General features: G+C 63.6%; 14 protein-coding genes and 1 pseudogene. 8 read left to right on the forward strand and 7 right to left on the reverse strand.

The features are described from left to right. Positions 1–82 precede the first annotated feature (82 nt). The 4 genes from JAO85_RS00055 to JAO85_RS00070 form a co-directional block, all read right to left on the reverse strand. Positions 83–799, reverse strand: coding sequence for a DUF4198 domain-containing protein (locus tag JAO85_RS00055; RefSeq protein ID WP_202787192.1), 717 nt, complete (start codon positions 797–799; stop codon positions 83–85). A 340-nt stretch (positions 800–1139) separates the two neighbouring features. Beyond that, on the reverse strand, positions 1140–1499 hold the full coding sequence (locus tag JAO85_RS00060; RefSeq protein WP_202787193.1) for a DUF3325 domain-containing protein: 360 nt from the start codon (positions 1497–1499) through the stop codon (positions 1140–1142). Between the two features lie 2 nt (positions 1500–1501). Then, the gene (locus tag JAO85_RS00065) at positions 1502–3214 is read right to left on the reverse strand and encodes a PepSY domain-containing protein (RefSeq protein ID WP_202787194.1); all 1713 of its coding nucleotides are present in this window, start codon (positions 3212–3214) and stop codon (positions 1502–1504) included. Then, positions 3211–3519 (reverse strand): DUF3649 domain-containing protein, encoded by a 309-nt coding sequence (locus JAO85_RS00070; RefSeq protein ID WP_202787195.1) that lies wholly within the window; start codon positions 3517–3519, stop codon positions 3211–3213. The genes JAO85_RS00065 and JAO85_RS00070 overlap by 4 nt, the downstream gene beginning before the upstream one ends. A 564-nt stretch (positions 3520–4083) precedes the next feature. On the opposite strand from JAO85_RS00070, the gene JAO85_RS00075 reads away from it, so the two are divergent. Together JAO85_RS00075 and JAO85_RS00080 are read left to right on the forward strand one after the other, a co-directional pair. Next, positions 4084–5064, forward strand: a complete 981-nt coding sequence (locus tag JAO85_RS00075) for an alpha/beta hydrolase (RefSeq protein WP_202787492.1) — start codon at positions 4084–4086, stop codon at positions 5062–5064. 16 nt (positions 5065–5080) lie between these two features. Then, complete coding sequence (locus JAO85_RS00080) at positions 5081–5938, forward strand: GNAT family N-acetyltransferase (RefSeq protein WP_202787196.1); 858 nt, start codon at positions 5081–5083, stop codon at positions 5936–5938. Positions 5939–6248: 310 nt separating this feature from the next. Here JAO85_RS00080 and JAO85_RS25575 read toward each other — a convergent pair. Both JAO85_RS25575 and JAO85_RS00090 read right to left on the reverse strand, forming a co-directional pair. Beyond that, positions 6249–6458: pseudogene (locus JAO85_RS25575) on the reverse strand (heme-binding protein); the annotation flags it as partial. A 430-nt stretch (positions 6459–6888) separates the two neighbouring features. Beyond that, on the reverse strand, positions 6889–7845 hold the full coding sequence (locus JAO85_RS00090; protein ID WP_202787197.1) for a folate-binding protein YgfZ: 957 nt from the start codon (positions 7843–7845) through the stop codon (positions 6889–6891). A gap of 44 nt (positions 7846–7889) precedes the next feature. On the opposite strand from JAO85_RS00090, the gene mltG reads away from it, so the two are divergent. The 6 genes from mltG (at position 7890) to JAO85_RS00120 (ending at position 12799) form a co-directional block, all read left to right on the forward strand. After that, positions 7890–8882, forward strand: a complete 993-nt coding sequence (gene mltG / locus JAO85_RS00095; RefSeq protein WP_012837770.1) for an endolytic transglycosylase MltG — start codon at positions 7890–7892, stop codon at positions 8880–8882. Between the two features lie 89 nt (positions 8883–8971). Then, entirely contained in the window at positions 8972–9661 is a 690-nt protein-coding gene (gene tmk, locus JAO85_RS00100) for a dTMP kinase (RefSeq protein WP_039051133.1), read from the forward strand. Next, positions 9658–10683, forward strand: a complete 1026-nt coding sequence (locus tag JAO85_RS00105) for a DNA polymerase III subunit delta' (protein ID WP_202787198.1) — start codon at positions 9658–9660, stop codon at positions 10681–10683. The genes tmk and JAO85_RS00105 overlap by 4 nt, the downstream gene beginning before the upstream one ends. Before the next feature lie 123 nt (positions 10684–10806). Next, entirely contained in the window at positions 10807–11130 is a 324-nt protein-coding gene (locus tag JAO85_RS00110) for a PilZ domain-containing protein (protein WP_012837773.1), read from the forward strand. A gap of 113 nt (positions 11131–11243) precedes the next feature. Further along, complete coding sequence (locus tag JAO85_RS00115) at positions 11244–12074, forward strand: TatD family hydrolase (RefSeq protein ID WP_003061510.1); 831 nt, start codon at positions 11244–11246, stop codon at positions 12072–12074. After that, the gene (locus tag JAO85_RS00120) at positions 12071–12799 is read left to right on the forward strand and encodes an ankyrin repeat domain-containing protein (RefSeq protein WP_202787199.1); all 729 of its coding nucleotides are present in this window, start codon (positions 12071–12073) and stop codon (positions 12797–12799) included. The genes JAO85_RS00115 and JAO85_RS00120 overlap by 4 nt, the downstream gene beginning before the upstream one ends. 111 nt (positions 12800–12910) lie before the next feature. Here the strand turns inward: JAO85_RS00120 and msbA are convergent, their stop codons facing one another. Continuing rightward, positions 12911–14779 (reverse strand): lipid A export permease/ATP-binding protein MsbA, encoded by a 1869-nt coding sequence (gene msbA, locus JAO85_RS00125; protein WP_202787200.1) that lies wholly within the window; start codon positions 14777–14779, stop codon positions 12911–12913. Positions 14780–15032: the final 253 nt, after the last annotated feature.

Consider the following 15032-nt stretch of genomic DNA (forward strand, 5'->3'; position numbering starts at 1 on the left):
GGTGCTGCTGTCAAATAGATGGTCACGGACAATGACCACCAGGGGTGGTCGGAGCGGTTGCCGGAGTGAATGGGGGGCTGCGTCAGGGCCTGATGGCAGACGGCAGGGCGGGGGATGGCATGCCGTCCTTGACGCTGAAGCTCAACGTGGTCACATAGCTGGCCTCGCCATAGCGCTTGCCTTGTGCTTCGCCGCCTTGCTTGTCGCTGTGATGTACTTCGGCCACGTACAGGCCCTTCCAGGGCAGGGCAAAGTTGACCCGGCCCTGCTCGTCGCTTTGTGCCTCGCGCGACCAGCCCGAGGGGGCGACGATTTGCACCTTGGCCTTGGGCAGGGCCTGACCGTTGAAGCTCACCATGAATTGGCCCGGCTGGCCCGTGGGCACCAAATCCAGGGCCTGGGCATTGACGGCCACGGCCTGTGTCGACGTTGCTACCCAGCGGGCCGCAGGTACCCACAGCAAAGCTGGCTCATTGCGCTTGCTGCGGTCAATCAAGGGATAGGAGGCGCTGGCAAAAAGGGTTTGGGCCTGGCTTGCCGCGTTGTAGCTGAAACCCGTGGCATTTCGCCGGCCGCTCAGTTGCTGCGTGCCGCCGGCTGTTTGCTGGGCCAGCGTGGGCGTGGCCAGAAATTTGTCCAGCGCCCCGGGCGAAGTCTCGCGCAGGTTGTCATTGAACTCACCAAAAAACAACTGGGCCTGGCCGCCATCGTTCTCCAGCCAGACTTGATGAGCATGGGCTGTGCCCAGACTGGCAAGCAGCAGAGTGGCGAGAGCAATGGGATGATAAAAATTGCGCATGAAAATCTCCTTGGGTGCTGGATAGGTGAATGAATTGCTCTGCACGAGTGAAGGTCTTCTGCCCGATATCCAGACTCAAGCACCGGTCTGGACTCCAAGAAAAGAGAGCCTGTTGATCTCTTGTATGGCCCTGTACTCTTTTCTTGCACCTCTTGTTCAATCGATTGGCCACGGCCAGCCAGGCAAGGGCCGAGGCGGCTGCTGCATCGCGATGCGCATGCAATGTCCTTGCCCGGTCATGATCGGGATGCCTGTTGCATCAATAGCTGCCTGGGTTCTCAGTCATTGATGCTCAGCGACTCTCTGATTCGTGGCCCCTGCGGGTTCTGAGTGCAGTCCGTCAAGGACCGAGGCGGTCGAAGGTAAAAACCAGTATTCCCAGCGCCAGTGCCATCAAGCCAAACAGAGGCAGGCGCTGCGCTTGCCAGGTCGCCATGCTGGAGGCGGCCAGAGCCGCCAGGCAAAGAGCGGCCGTCCACACGGTGGCCGACATGGCAGTGGTGGTTGCGCCCGGAAAGCCCAGAGCAATGCCCAGTGACAAGGCCAGCAGGAGCCAGCCGGCTTGGAACAGGCGCTGGCGGCGCAGTACTGCGGCGGGAGCTTCACTCTCGATATCCGGCCAAGCGTCTTCATGGTGTCGTTCCATGGCCAGGGCAAGAGCCGTCCAGGCGGCAAAGCACAACAGAAAGTCGAGCAGCATTGCTATGCCTCCTGCGCAGTGTTGTCGCCAGGGATCCCTTGGGAGCCGGGCTTGCGTCCAGGGGTTGCCGCGGCCTTGGCGGGGGGCGCATGTCTGGCTGCGGGCTGGGGCCTGTGTTTCAGCAGATGCCGGGTGAGGGCGGCAAGCATCAGCCCCGTGACCGCAAAACTCAGATCCATGCCGGCCCAGCTCCAGTCCATGGCCGGCAGGCTGACGCCTAGATGCGTTGAGGTGGTCAAGGCATTGACCAAAGGCAATAGCAGGTATGCGGTGGCGGCCATGCCCAGCACCAGTGCCCATCCTTGGCGCGTGGGCCGGATCAGACCCAGCAGCAAGGCCAGCACCCAGGTGCCGAAGAAGCAGGACAGTTCGGCATCGGGGCGGCCTGGCATCTCCAATGGCAGCAGCCGGTTGGCCAGCAGATAGGCCGCGATCGCCAGCGGCAGACCACCCATGAGGCCGATATTGAAACTTGCCACCAGCCGTTCGCCAAAGGGCAGGGGGGCGGCAGGTGTCTTGCGCAGGGCCTGGGCGCGGCGCTTGACCGACCACAGTATCAGGCCCGAGGCAATCATCAGCGAACCCATGACGCCAAAGCCAAACAGCACCCAGCGCATCCCGATGTCGGCGAAGCGCCCCAGGTGCAGGCCATAGAGCACGCCATAGGTTTTGATGGCCGGGCTTTGCGGATCGACCTGGGTTTGCAGCTGGCCGGTGCGGCCATCGAAACGCAGCCGCGCTGGTCCGTATTGCAGCCTGTCGCCGTCGTGGCGGGTGATCTCCACCAGCGGGCCCTGGCTGTCGCTGCGCACGGTGATGCTGCCGACACGACCGCCCCGCCACAGCTGACTGGCCTGGCTCAGCATGGGGGCCAGATCCAGCATGGGCAGGGGTTCGGCCTGTGCGTTGCTGCCACGCCTGGCGCTGCGCGCACCGGGAACATCGCCCTGCAACTCGGAGAAATAGCTTTGCGAATCCGTTCCTTTCGCGCCAGGGTAGGCGGCGACTATGCCGGCCGGCATATACATGGCGTGAAAAATCATCAGACCGCTGAAGGTGATCATCAGATAGAACGGCAGCACCAGTACCCCCGAGACGTTGTGTGCGTCCAGCCAGGCGCGCTGTCCGCCCTTGCGCGGGCGAAAGGTGAAGAAGTCCTTGAAGATGCGGCGATGCGTGACCACGCCGGTCAGCAAGGCAATGAACATCATCAGCGTCGCCGCGCCCACCACCCAGCGGCCCTGGATCGTCCAGCGCCCCTTGTGAGCGGTGCGAAGCTCGAAATGGAAGCGGTAGAAAAATTCTCCGCCGGCGGTCTCTCGGGCCTGCAGTGCGGCACCGGTTTGCGGGTGCAGCAGCAAGGTATCGAAGCGGCTGTTGGGCTTGTCGCGCCACAGTACATTGACGGCCGGCGTGCGTTCATCGGGCAGACGCATGATGAAGTTGCTGACGCCCGGCGCGTGCTCATGCAGCGCTGCCTGGGCGCGTTGTGCAACGTCGCTGTCGGACGGTGGCAGGCCATGCAGCTCGGGTCGCATCCACAGATTGAATTCGTTCTTGAAGAAGCTCAGCGTGCCGGTGACGAAAATCGCAAACAGAAGCCAGCCCAGAATCAGTCCCGACCAGGTATGCAGCCAGGACATGGCCTGGCGAAAACCCTCCTGCTCGGGCTGGCGCGTGGTTTTGGCGCTTGTCTTGGTTTGAGGGGTGGTCATGCTTCCACCCCCAACCACAATGGCCCATACAGCGCTGCGCTTAGGGCTAGGGCAGGAAGGAGTACACCGGCCCAGGCAAGCCACGCCGTGCGTGCATAGAAGGTCCAGGCAATAGCCATGGCGTAGATGACCCAGGACAGCAAGGTGGCGGTCATCACCGCCTCCACGCGGCCCATCAGGGAACTCAGCAGAAGACTCAGGGCCGCCGTACTGAATGCGGCCAGCGCATAGCCTCCAAGGACGGCAGCCAAACTGCGCGAGGCAATCGCAAGGCGGTAGTGAAAAAGGGGCGATGTGGCTTTCATACCGCCTCCTGATGCGCTGGAGCTGGGCGGCAAGGATTGCCGCAGACAGGAGCTGCAACGACGAAGCGCGGGTGAATCACCCTTGGCGAGGAAAAGCAGATATACGGAGAGCTCAGCATGACAGACAACCAAACGATGCAGTCGGTTCGCTGGCTGGCTTGTGTCAGGAAATCATGCTGGCATGCGAAGAAATGTAAAGCCGATTATAGATGTAATTGAGAATGATTGTTATTTATTTGTGATTCGGCTTACAGGGCCTAAATGCACAGGCCCTGCATGGGCTCTCTGGCCGTTCTGGTCTCTTTGCTGTTGTGGTTCACCTCGGCTCACGTGAGCGACGATGTCGGCATGTCGGGCCTGCTCTATGGACTGATGGTCTGGATGCTCCTGCCGCAGGTCCTGCTTCACCGGGATCCCGCGGCTGCCGCCGTGCTGCTGCTTGTCATGGGCTGGCTTCATGGAACGTCTGCGACGGTATCGATTACCAACAATTGTCGGCATTGGCCTGCAGACTTCGGAGTTGCAACGCACAATGCCAGCCTGTGTTTTTTAATCGTCGTGATCATGTCCGATTCCTCTGCGGCTTTGCCAGCCAGTCTGACACCATCCATGCGCGATGTGCTGCGTCGCATGGAGCGGGCCGCGCGCACTCCCATGCACGAGCTCGGTGCCGAAGCTGCCAAGGCGGCTTATGAAGCTGGCGCCGGCGTGCTTGAAATCCCCAAGCAGGCCTTGCCCCGTGTGGAGGACCTGCAGATTCCCGCACGCGACGGAGCGAATCTGCCGGCCCGCCTCTATGCATCTGTGACCCGCGATGAAGCCCCCGCTGCGGGCTTGCCTGCGCTGCTGTATCTGCATGGTGGCGGCTTTACGGTAGGCAGCGTGGCCACGCATGACCAGCTTTGCCGCCAGCTCGCACACCTGGCGGGTTGTATGGTTGTGTCGCTGGACTACCGCCTGGCGCCGCAGTTCCAGTTCCCCGTTGCACATGATGACGCCTGGGATGCGCTGCAGTGGCTGACGGCCCATGCGGCGAGCCTGGGGGCGGATGGCAGCCGCATGGCTGTCGGTGGCGACAGCGCCGGCGGTACGCTGGCGGCAGCCTGTGCGATCGAAGCGCGCAACGCCGGCCTCAAGCTGGCCTTGCAGCTGCTGATCTACCCGGGCACCACGGCGCACCAGGATACCGACTCCCATCGCCGCTTTGCCCATGGACTGGTTCTTGAAGAAGCTTCCATCACCTGGTTTTTTGCGCAATATATCGCCAGAGGCCAGGATCGCGAGGATTGGCGCTTCGCTCCTTTGCTGGCTCCCGATGTCGACGATGTCGCACCTGCCTGGATCGGCCTGGCAGAGTGCGATCCCCTTGTGGACGAGGGCGTGGAATATGCTGACAAGTTGCGCATGGCAGGCGTGCCTGTGGATCTGGAAATCTACAAGGGCGTGACCCATGAGTTCGTCAAGATGGGCCGCGTGATTGCCGAGGCGCGTCAGGCGCACCGGGACATGGCGCAGGCCTTGCGCGGCGCGTTTGGATTGAATTGAAACCAGAGTGAGAACCATGAATCGACAGGACTTTCGCAGCTTTACCCGTATCGAGGTGCGCTGGGCCGAAGTGGACGCGCAGAAGATCGTCTTCAATGCCCACTATCTGATGTATGCCGATGTGGCCATCACCAACTACTGGCGCCAGCTGGCCATTCCTTACGAGGCAGGCTTTGCATCGCTGGGCGGCGAGCTGTTTGTGAAAAAGGCCAGCACGGTCTATCACGGATCGGCCACTTTGGGCGATGTGCTGGATGTCGGCATCCGCTGCGTCAAACAAGGCAATACCTCGCTGCAGTTCGAGGCAGGCATCTTCCGGGGCATGGAGCTGCTCAACACCGTGGAGCTGGTCTATGTGTTTGCCGACGCGGCGACGCAGACCCCCAGGCCCGTACCCCAGGCCATGCGGGATCTGCTCACGGCCTATGAAGCAGGGCAGGAGGTCGTCACGCTGCGCTCGGGTAGCTGGAACGATCTGGGGCGCGATGCCGAGCGCTTGCGCCTGGCCGTGTTTGTGCGCGAGCAGGGCGTGCCGCGCGAGATCGAGATCGATGAGCTCGACCCTGTGGCGCGTCATGTGGTCTTGTTCAACGGCTTGAACCAGCCCGTGGCCACGGGCCGGCTGGTCAGCGATGCGCCGGGCGTGGGGCGTATCGGCCGCATGGCCGTGGATCGCAGCGTGCGCGGCGGCCGCTGGGGGCGCATGGTGCTAGAGAGCCTGATGGATGCGGCGCGCGATCGCGGTGACAAGGAAATCGTGCTGCACGCGCAGCGCCATGCTGAAGCCTTCTATCTGCGCGTAGGCTTTACGCCGGTAGGCGAGCCTTATGAGGAGGCCGGCATTCCCCACATCACGATGTGCAAAGTGCTTTGATACATCTTTTTTGATAGCTTATTACGCTTTATATGTAAGCGTTCAAGCCTGATTTGATGCTTGATGTGAAGGAGCAACCATGGCAAGAATCATGACCGTCCTCAGCCTGATCGGGGTGGCGGTGGCCGCCTATGTGGCTTATCGCTACGGGGTCTTCTGATTCCGTTCGGCCGAGGTCCGGGACAGAGGTGAGCGGGCGGCTGAAGGTGGGGGCCACCCGCTGGCGAGAGCGCTCTGCGGCGGCCTGCTTCGCAGGCCTTGCCGCACGCAGGCTCGAAGCCTGTTCTTTCTAGCCTGCGTGCCGGCAGCTTTACTGCAGCTGATCCTTCAGCGCGGTGATGGCCTTCTGGGCGCAGGCTTCGTCCAGATGGCCGCCAGGCGCACCGGCCACGCCAATGGCACTAATGGCATCAATGGCTTCATTGCCGATCTTCAGGGGCACGCCGCCGTCCAGTACCAGGAAGCCGGGGATATTCGCCATGCCGGCCGCATCGGGATTGGACTGAATGGCTTTGGCGAGGCCGCTGGTGGGGTAGAGGTGAAGGTCTTGGCGTGCGAGGCTTCAGCGGTGTGAGGACCGGCCCCACCGGCACGCACCATGGCCAGCAGCACGCCAAAGCGGTCCACACCGAGGCGCTGACGTTGTAGCCGTCGGCGCCACGGTCTGCCGGGCCAGCTGCACGGCGCTGGTGCTGGCAATGTTGCGGGTGGAGGCGGTCGCTGGAGCTGCGCTGCGGGCTCCAGCAAAGTCTGGCCGTTGAGGCGTCGCAGACCACTGCCATCCGGCAGGACGTTGTCGTCCAGCAAGTGAGAGTAATCAATGCGAACGCAGAGCCAGCTTTCGGGGTCTGCTATCTTTTTGAGGAAAAGATAATGACCCGGGTGCAAGTAAAGTTTAGCGGTGGCCGGGCCCGCACTGCCAGGCCTGCGGCAGTGCCGGCCCGAGACGTTCAGATATCCGCCAGCAGCTCGTAGGGCAGGGGCTGGGTCTGCAGCGCGATTCCCTTGCCCGCATCGGCGCTCTGGCCTTCGGCCAGCGCTGCATGGGCAAACAGATCGTCGCGGGTGGAAGAGGCAATCTGCATCGAGACGATGGCATCCCAGCCGCCTTGCACAGCTGCTGCTGCCTGCACCACGGTGCCGGTTGCCTGCTCGAGGTCTTCGGCGCTGAAGACTTCCTGGCCGACGCTCAGAGCCTGCTCGGCATGAACCAGATAGGCGCGGCGCTTGAGCGTGCCGCGGAACTGGCTGCGAGCCACCACTTCCTGGCCGGGGTAGCAGCCCTTCTTGAAGTTGACGCCGCCCAGGGATTCGTAGTTCAGCATCTGGGGCACGAAGGCATCGACCACGGGAGCCGATAGCGTGGCCACGCCGCTCTGGACGTCGGACCATTGCCAGAGGTCTTCGCTCAGCAACTGCCCTTCGGGGGCCTGACCCGCAGGGCCTACCCACAGCGCACGCTGGTTGCCTGCAGCGGGGTAGAGCGCGATCACATGGGCATCGCCTTGCTGCTTGAGCGCCCAGGCGGCCGCATTCTTGCCGGCAAGCTGCTCGGCGGCCTGGCCGGCCAGGCCGTAGAGGGCGAAGTCAGCCGTCGCATCGCTGAGCTTGCACTGGGCGCGCAGCACAAACATGGACAGGCGCTTGAGCGTGGGGGCCAGCAGGCTGCGGTCACAGATCAGCACGATTTCGTCGGCGCTGAGCCTGAAGCCGATGAAGCTGGCCAGCATGCGGCCCTTGGCCGTGCAAAAAGCCGCAAGGCGGGCCTGATCGAACTTGAGCAGCGCGAAATCGTTGCTCAACTGGCCGTGGAGAAAGCTGGCTGCGTCGGCGCCAACGGCGCGGATGACACCAAGGTGGGAAATGGGGGTAATGCCGTTCAGGGGCAGCGTCTTGGGCTGGGTCATGGCTGAATTATGATCGTCGCTCTGTGTACTGATGGATCTAGCTTGTGCGTGCCCTTATTCGAGCACTGATATTTTTGCTGCTTCTGGCTGCCCTCGCGGCGGGAGGCGCCTGGTGGTGGCTGAACCAGCCGCTGCAGTTGTCCGAGCCCAGTCTGGAGCTGGAGATAGAGCCCGGCACCACGCCGCGTGGCGTGGCGCAGAACGTGGTCAAGGCCGGAGTGCAAACCGATGCGCGCCTGCTCTATGCGTGGTTTCGCCTCTCGGGCAAGGACCGCGCCATCAAGGCCGGCAACTACGAACTGAGCACGGGTCTCACGCCCTATGTGCTGCTGCAAAAGCTGGCGCGCGGCGAGGAAAGCCTGCGTGCGCTGACGCTTGTCGAAGGCTGGAACTGGCGCCAGGTGCGTGCGGCGCTGGCGCGTGAGGAATTCCTCAAGCAGGACAGCGCAGGGCTCAGCGACGAGGCCGTGATGACAGCACTGGAGCGCGCGGGCGTGCCGCCCGAAGGCCGCTTCTTCCCCGATACCTATACCTACGCCAAGGGCAGCTCGGACATGGCTGTGCTGCGCCGTGCGCTGCATGCCATGGATCGTCGTCTGGCCGATGCCTGGGCCATGCGGGCGGCCAATACCCCGCTCAAATCCGCCGATGAGGCCCTGATCCTGGCCAGCATCGTGGAAAAGGAAACCGGCCGCGCCGCAGACCGCGCGCAGATTGCCGGCGTTTTCTCCAACCGCCTGCGCATAGGCATGCGTCTGCAGACCGATCCTTCGGTCATCTATGGCGTGGGGGCCAGCTTTGACGGCAATCTGCGCAAGCGTGATCTGCTGGAGGACACGCCCTGGAACACCTATACCCGTGCGGGTCTGCCCGTCACGCCGATCGCCATGCCCGGCAAGGCTGCGCTGATGGCGGCCGTGCAGCCCGATCAGACCAAGGCCCTGTATTTCGTGGCCAAGGGTGATGGCACCAGCCATTTCAGCGCCTCGCTGGACGAGCACAATAGGGCCGTCAACCGCTACCAACGCGGTCAATAAGCAATCCTTGAGGGCGGCAGGCCGTGGTCTGAGCCCTGTGTCGAATCAAACAACTGGTGCCGCCATGCGCCGCACTAGAGGAAATATCAGTGAGTACAGCTTTATCCAAGGGTCTGTTCATCAGTTTTGAGGGCATCGATGGCGCGGGCAAGTCCTCGCACATCGAGGCACTGGCCCAGGCTTTTCGCGATCAGGGCCGGGTGGTCACGCTCACGCGCGAGCCCGGAGGCACGCCACTGGCCGAAAAGCTGCGCGCCCTGATGCTGCATGACGCCATGGACCCGCTGACCGAGGCGCTGATCGCCTTCGCGGCCCGGCGCGACCATCTGGTGCAGGTCATAGAGCCGGCGCTGGCGCGTGGCGAGGTGGTCATCAGCGACCGCTTCACCGATGCCACTTTCGCCTACCAGGGCGCGGGCCGCGGCTTCAGCTTGGAGCAGTTGTCGGCTCTGGAGCGCATGGCGCAGACCGGCACGGCGCTGCAGGCAGGGCAGGCCCCGGATTTCATGCGCGAGCCCGACATGACGCTGTGGTTTGACCTGCCCGCCGAAGTGGCTGCCGAGCGCCTGGCCACGGCCCGTGTTCCCGACCGCTTTGAAGCCCAGCCCGGCGAGTTCTTTGCCCGCGTGGCCCAAGGCTATGCGGAGCGAGCCCGGACTGCGCCTCAGCGCTTTGTGCGTATCGACGCCCATGCCAGCCGCCACGCCGTGTGGCAGCAGATCACCCAGGCCGTGGTGCGCAAGGGCTGGCTGGCCATCATGGTGGGCAGCAAGCCATGAGTGCATCCGATCTCGAAGCGCCCTGGATCGCCGAGCAGCGTGGCCGCCTGCTGGCCCAGCGTGGTCATGCCTGGCTGCTGCAAGGGCCTTCGGGTCTGGGCCAGTACGCACTGGGACTGTCGCTGGTGCGCGCCTGGCTTTGCGAGCAGCCGTCTGCGCAAGGCGCTTGCGGCCACTGCGCCAGCTGCCATGCCATTGAGGTGCGTGCCCATGCCGATCTGTGCGTGCTCATGCCCGAGGTGCAGATGATGGAGCTGGGCTGGCCGCTGCCGGAAAAAGCCCAGGCCGACATCGACGACAAAAAGCGCAAGCCCAGCAAGGAAATCCGCGTGGAAGCCATGCGCGATGCCGTGGAGTTCTGCCAGCGCACCAGCGCGCGCGGACGCGGCAAGGCCGTGCTGGTCTACCCGGCCGAGCAAATGAATGCGATTACCGCCAACGCCTTGCTCAAGACGCTGGAGGAGCCGCCCGGAGACACCCGCTTCGTGCTGGCCAGCGAGGCAGCGCACCAGCTGCTGCCCACCATTCGCAGCCGCTGCCTGACGCACACCATGACCTGGCCCGCAGCGGCCGAGGCCGCGCAGTGGCTGCAGGCGCAGGGTTTGAACGAGCCGGATGCTGCAGCGGCCTTGCAGGCTGCCGGCGGCCGACCCGGCGATGCGCTGCGCATGGCGGCGGACGCGGGCAAGGCCGCCGCCTGGGCGCAACTGCCAAGGCAGCTGGCCAAGGGAGATGTGGCTGCGCTGGCGGCTTTTGCTCCCGTGGATGCCGTGCAGGCGCTGCAGAAAATCTGCCACGACCTGATGGCTCTGGCCGGCGGCGGCGAGCCCCGGTATTTCTCGCCTGCCGATCTGCCGGGCAAGCCGCTGCCCATGGCGCTGCTGGCCGAATGGTCGCGCGAGCTGGTGCAGGCGGCGCGCACGGCCGATCACCCCTTCAATGCCGGGTTGATGATGGAGGCCCTGGCTTCCAGGGCGCGGGCGGTGCTGATCTCGGGCAAAGCCGCCAGAGCCGTGCGCTAGGTCATGAGGCAAGGGTTTGGTCAAAATTTTTCCGGGTGTTAACCTCGCGAGTACAGCCGCCCGGCTGCCACAAGAATTCTGCTATCCACTATGAACGCAACTACCACCCCTCGTCCCAGCGTGATGCAGCTGGCGATCAAGGAGAAGGCGGCGCTGTATGCCGCCTATATTCCGTTGTTCGCCGAAGGGGGGATTTTTGTGCCCACGCAGCGTGACTACCGATTGGGCGATGATGTCTATGTGCTGCTGACCCTGCCCGACGATCCGCAGCGCTACCCGGTCGCGGGCCGTGTGGCCTGGGTGACGCCCGAGCGTGCTTCCGGCAATCGCACCCAGGGCGTGGGCATCCAGTTTCCCAAGGATGCCAAGTCCGCCGAGCTCAAGGCCAAGATCGAGCAGATTCTGGGCACGGCCCTGAGCTCCGAGAAGCCCACTCAGACAATCTGATTTTTAACACTGGCGCGCTCCCACATCAGAGACGCCGAGCAAGAGCCGTCTCGCAGCGATGGCGTCGACCCCTGGGGGAAGCGGCGCAGCCGCTCAGGGGAGGTCCAATTTCTATGTTTACCGATTCCCACTGCCACCTGAATTTCCCCGAGCTGAGCGCCAATATTGCGCAGATCCGCGAAGCCATGGCCGCTGCCAAGGTCACGCGCGCGCTGTGCATCAGCACGACGATGGAAGAGTTTCCCGAAGTGCACCAGCTGGCGCTGGACTACGACAATTTCTGGGCCACCGTGGGCGTGCACCCCGATACCGAGGATATGACCGAGCCCAGCGTGCAGGACCTGGTGGAGCGCGCCGCGCTGCCGCGCGTGGTGGCCATCGGCGAGACCGGTCTCGATTACTACGGCATGGAAGACCGCAAGGGCGGTCGCACGATTGCCGATCTGGAATGGCAGCGCGAGCGTTTTCGCACGCATATCAGGGCTGCGCAGATCACGCAAAAGCCGCTGGTCATCCACACCCGCAGCAGCTCCGATGACACCCTGGGCATTTTGCGCGAGTGCGGCGAGGCCGATTCCGCCACCCAGGCCGGCGGTGTCTTTCACTGTTTCACCGAAACGGCCGAAGTGGCCCGTGCCGGTCTGGACATGGGTTACTACATCTCCCTGTCGGGCATCGTGACCTTCAAGAATGCCCAGCATCTGCGCGACGTGGCGGCTTTTGTGCCGCTGGACAGGCTGTTGATAGAAACCGACAGCCCTTATCTAGCACCCGTGCCCTACCGCGGCAAGACCAATAATCCTTCCTACGTGCCCTTTGTAGCCAAGCAGATTGCCGAGGTGCGCGGCATTTCCATCGAGGAGGTGGCTGCCGCCACCAGTGCCAACTTTGACCGCCTGTTCAAGGGCGTGACCTTGTCAGCGAACTCTGGAGCGAGTGCATGAGTCTTTTTGCTGCCCCATCGATTGCATCGTCATTGAACCGCCGCCAGAGCCTGCGCTGGGCCGGTGCTGCTGTCGTCGGGGTGGCAGGCCTGCCAGGACTGGCACGAGCCAATGATTACGAGGACTATTCGCGGGCGCTGGTCAGCGACAACTCCAGTGCCATGGTGAATCTGATCTTTCGCGGCTTCAACGCCAACACCCTGGATTCGCGGGGGCGGCCGGGGTTGGTGGCGGCTTTGCATCAGGACTCGCTCAAGGTCTTCGACGTGCTGCTCAAGGCGCCGCGCATCGATGTCAATCTGGCTTCGCGCCAGAACGAGACGCCGCTGATGATGGCCTGCATCAAGGGCCACCTTGACATCGTGCGCGAGCTGATCAAGCGCGGTGCCGATGTGAATCGAGAGGGCTGGGCGCCGCTGCATTACGCGGCCTCTGCCGATACGCCGCAGACGCTGGACATCGTCAAGCTGCTGCTGGAGGAAAGCGCCTATATCGATGCCGCATCGCCGAACGGCAGCACGCCGCTGATGCTGGCCGCCCAGTACAGCAGCGAAGCCGTGGTCAGGCTGCTGCTGGAGGAGGGCGCGGACATCACGCTGCGCAACCAGCGCAACATGACGGCAGCGGACTTCGCCAGACTCGCGGACCGGCAGTACATGGTCGATCTGCTGGGCAAGGCGCTGCAGCATGAGCGCCGTACTCAGCCTCCCCGAGGGAGCTGGTAGCGGACGGGTTCAGTACCGGTCTAGTTATTTTGATAGCTGCTAGCGTCCAATGAAAAAGGACTTCAGAGTTGTTTGACTCTGAAGTCCTTTATTTATATGCGGTAGCAGCTCTTAAATTTGAGGCTCGCCAGGGGTCGAGCTGCGCACCTGGTTGTGCAGGCGGGCGTAGAGGCCGCCCAGCTCCATCAGCTGTGCATGCGAGCCCTGCTCGGCAATCTGGCCGCGCTCCATGACCACCACGCGGTCCGCATGCTCGATGGTGGACAGGCGGTGGGCGATCACCAGCGTGGTGCGTCCCTGCATCAGCCGGTTCAGGGCTTGCTGGACCAGGCGCTCGGACTCGTTGTCCAGCGCCGAGGTGGCTTCGTCCAGAATCAGGATGGGCGCATCCTTGTAGAGCGCGCGCGCAATGGCCAGGCGCTGGCGCTGACCGCCCGAGAGCTGGCTGGCATTGTGGCCCACCAGGGTGTGCAGGCCCTGAGGCAGATTGCGCACGAAGTCGCCCAGATTGGCCGCCTCCAGCGCGGACCAGACGCGGGCCTCGTCAATATCCTTGCCCAGCGCCACATTGGCCGCGACGCTGTCGTTGAGCATGACCACGTCCTGGCTGACCATGGCGAACTGCTGGCGCAGCGTGTTCAGGTCCCAGTCGGCCACGGGCACGCCTTCCAGAGTGATCTGGCCGCTGGTGGGCGAGAAAAAGCGGGGCAGCAGATTGACCAGCGTGGTCTTGCCGGCACCGGACGGCCCGACCAGGGCCACCACTTCGCCGGCCCTGACGTTCAGGCTCAGGTGCGAGAGGGCCGGAGCCTTGTCCGCGCCGAACTGCACGCTCACATCGCTCAGCTGCAGCGCGCCGCTGACCTTGGCGGAGGGCTTGAAACTGCCGCCTTGCTCGTCGGTGGAGCCTTCGAGCAGGGCCAGGCCACGCTCCAGTGCGGCCACGCCGCGCGTGATGGGGTTGGCCACATCGGCCATGCGGCGAATGGGCGCAATCAGCATCAGCATGGCCGAGATGAATGCGGCAAAGCCGCCCACGGTCACATCCTGCACGCTGGCCGAGCCGATGGCGGCGGCGCCTTCGCGGCTTTGCCACAGGGCGATGCAGAGAATCACCGACAGCGCAATCGCCGCCAGCACCTGGGTCAGCGGCGTCATGGCGGCCGAGGCAATGGTGGCCTTGGTGTTCAGGCCGCGCAGCTGACGGCTCAACTCGCCAAAGCGCGACTGCTGCGAAGCCTGGGCACCATGCAGGCGCACCATGCGGTGGGCCAGCACGTTCTCCTCCACCACATAGGCCAGCTCGTCGGTGGCCGTCTGGCTGGACTTGGTGATGCGGTAGAGGCGGCGCGACAGCGTCTTCATGACCCAGGCCACGCCCGGCACCATGAAGGCCACGATCAGCGTGAGCTGCCAGTTCAGATAGATCAGGTAGCCGAGCAGGGCGATCAGCGTGAAGCCGTCGCGGGAGATGCTCATCATGGCCTGCACCAGCTGCTGGGCACCGGTCTGCACCTCGTAGACGATGGTGTTGGACAGCGCCGATGCCGATTGCCTGGAAAACAGGCTCATGTCGGCGGCCAGCAGGCGCTCGAACAGCTTCTGGCGCAGACCCAGCATGCCGTCATTGGTGATGCGTGCCAGCGCGTACTGTCCCGTGAACTGGGCCAGGCCGCGAATGACGAACAGGCCGATCAGAAACACCGGCACCGTCCACAGCGCAAGCGAGCCAGCCGTAAAGCCGCTGTCGAGCAAAGGCTTGAGCAGTGCCGGCATGGCGGGCTCGGTGGCTGCCCCCACCAGCGTGGCCAGGATGGCCAGACCCCAGGCCCAGCGCTGGCCCGAGAAATAAGGCGTCAGGCGCTTGAGGCGCTGCATCAGCGGCAGCTCGGATGGATTGACGGGGGCTGCTTGGGCGGGAGCTGGGGCAGGGACGGCCTTGGCGGTCTCGCTCGGCGATGGGGACGGTGTGGCTTGCATAAGCGCGTGATTTTAGGGCTTGTGCTTTTGGAGTCCGCACGGATCTCAATAGATGAAATTCTGGATGAAGTTGTAACCAACTATGCCTGTTTGAATATAAAGCGCAAGCCTGCGGCAGAATCGGCGAGGGGATTGCCTCTGCGCTCATGCAGACTCTGGCATGCTCCCGATCTGAAAGTTTTGTGGCACTTGCGTTTGATCACCCTACTGAGCACGTTCTTACATCAGGAATCCGTCAGTGTGTGTAACATTC

The organism is Comamonas sp. NyZ500 (genome assembly GCF_016772095.1).
Taxonomy (GTDB): domain Bacteria; phylum Pseudomonadota; class Gammaproteobacteria; order Burkholderiales; family Burkholderiaceae_C; genus Comamonas; species Comamonas thiooxydans.

Excerpts from the sequence above, each read along its gene's own strand:
- JAO85_RS00055 (WP_202787192.1), bottom strand. The coding sequence starts at position 799 with ATGCGCAATTTTTATCATCCCATTGCTCTCGCCACTCTGCTGCTTGCC.
- JAO85_RS00060 (WP_202787193.1), bottom strand. The coding sequence starts at position 1,499 with ATGCTGCTCGACTTTCTGTTGTGCTTTGCCGCCTGGACGGCTCTTGCC.
- JAO85_RS00065 (WP_202787194.1), bottom strand. The coding sequence starts at position 3,214 with ATGACCACCCCTCAAACCAAGACAAGCGCCAAAACCACGCGCCAGCCC.
- JAO85_RS00070 (WP_202787195.1), bottom strand. The coding sequence starts at position 3,519 with ATGAAAGCCACATCGCCCCTTTTTCACTACCGCCTTGCGATTGCCTCG.
- JAO85_RS00075 (WP_202787492.1), top strand. The coding sequence starts at position 4,084 with ATGTCCGATTCCTCTGCGGCTTTGCCAGCCAGTCTGACACCATCCATG.
- JAO85_RS00080 (WP_202787196.1), top strand. The coding sequence starts at position 5,081 with ATGAATCGACAGGACTTTCGCAGCTTTACCCGTATCGAGGTGCGCTGG.
- JAO85_RS00090 (WP_202787197.1), bottom strand. The coding sequence starts at position 7,845 with ATGACCCAGCCCAAGACGCTGCCCCTGAACGGCATTACCCCCATTTCC.
- JAO85_RS00105 (WP_202787198.1), top strand. The coding sequence starts at position 9,658 with ATGAGTGCATCCGATCTCGAAGCGCCCTGGATCGCCGAGCAGCGTGGC.
- JAO85_RS00110 (WP_012837773.1), top strand. The coding sequence starts at position 10,807 with ATGCAGCTGGCGATCAAGGAGAAGGCGGCGCTGTATGCCGCCTATATT.
- JAO85_RS00115 (WP_003061510.1), top strand. The coding sequence starts at position 11,244 with ATGTTTACCGATTCCCACTGCCACCTGAATTTCCCCGAGCTGAGCGCC.
- JAO85_RS00120 (WP_202787199.1), top strand. The coding sequence starts at position 12,071 with ATGAGTCTTTTTGCTGCCCCATCGATTGCATCGTCATTGAACCGCCGC.
- msbA (WP_202787200.1), bottom strand. The coding sequence starts at position 14,779 with ATGCAAGCCACACCGTCCCCATCGCCGAGCGAGACCGCCAAGGCCGTC.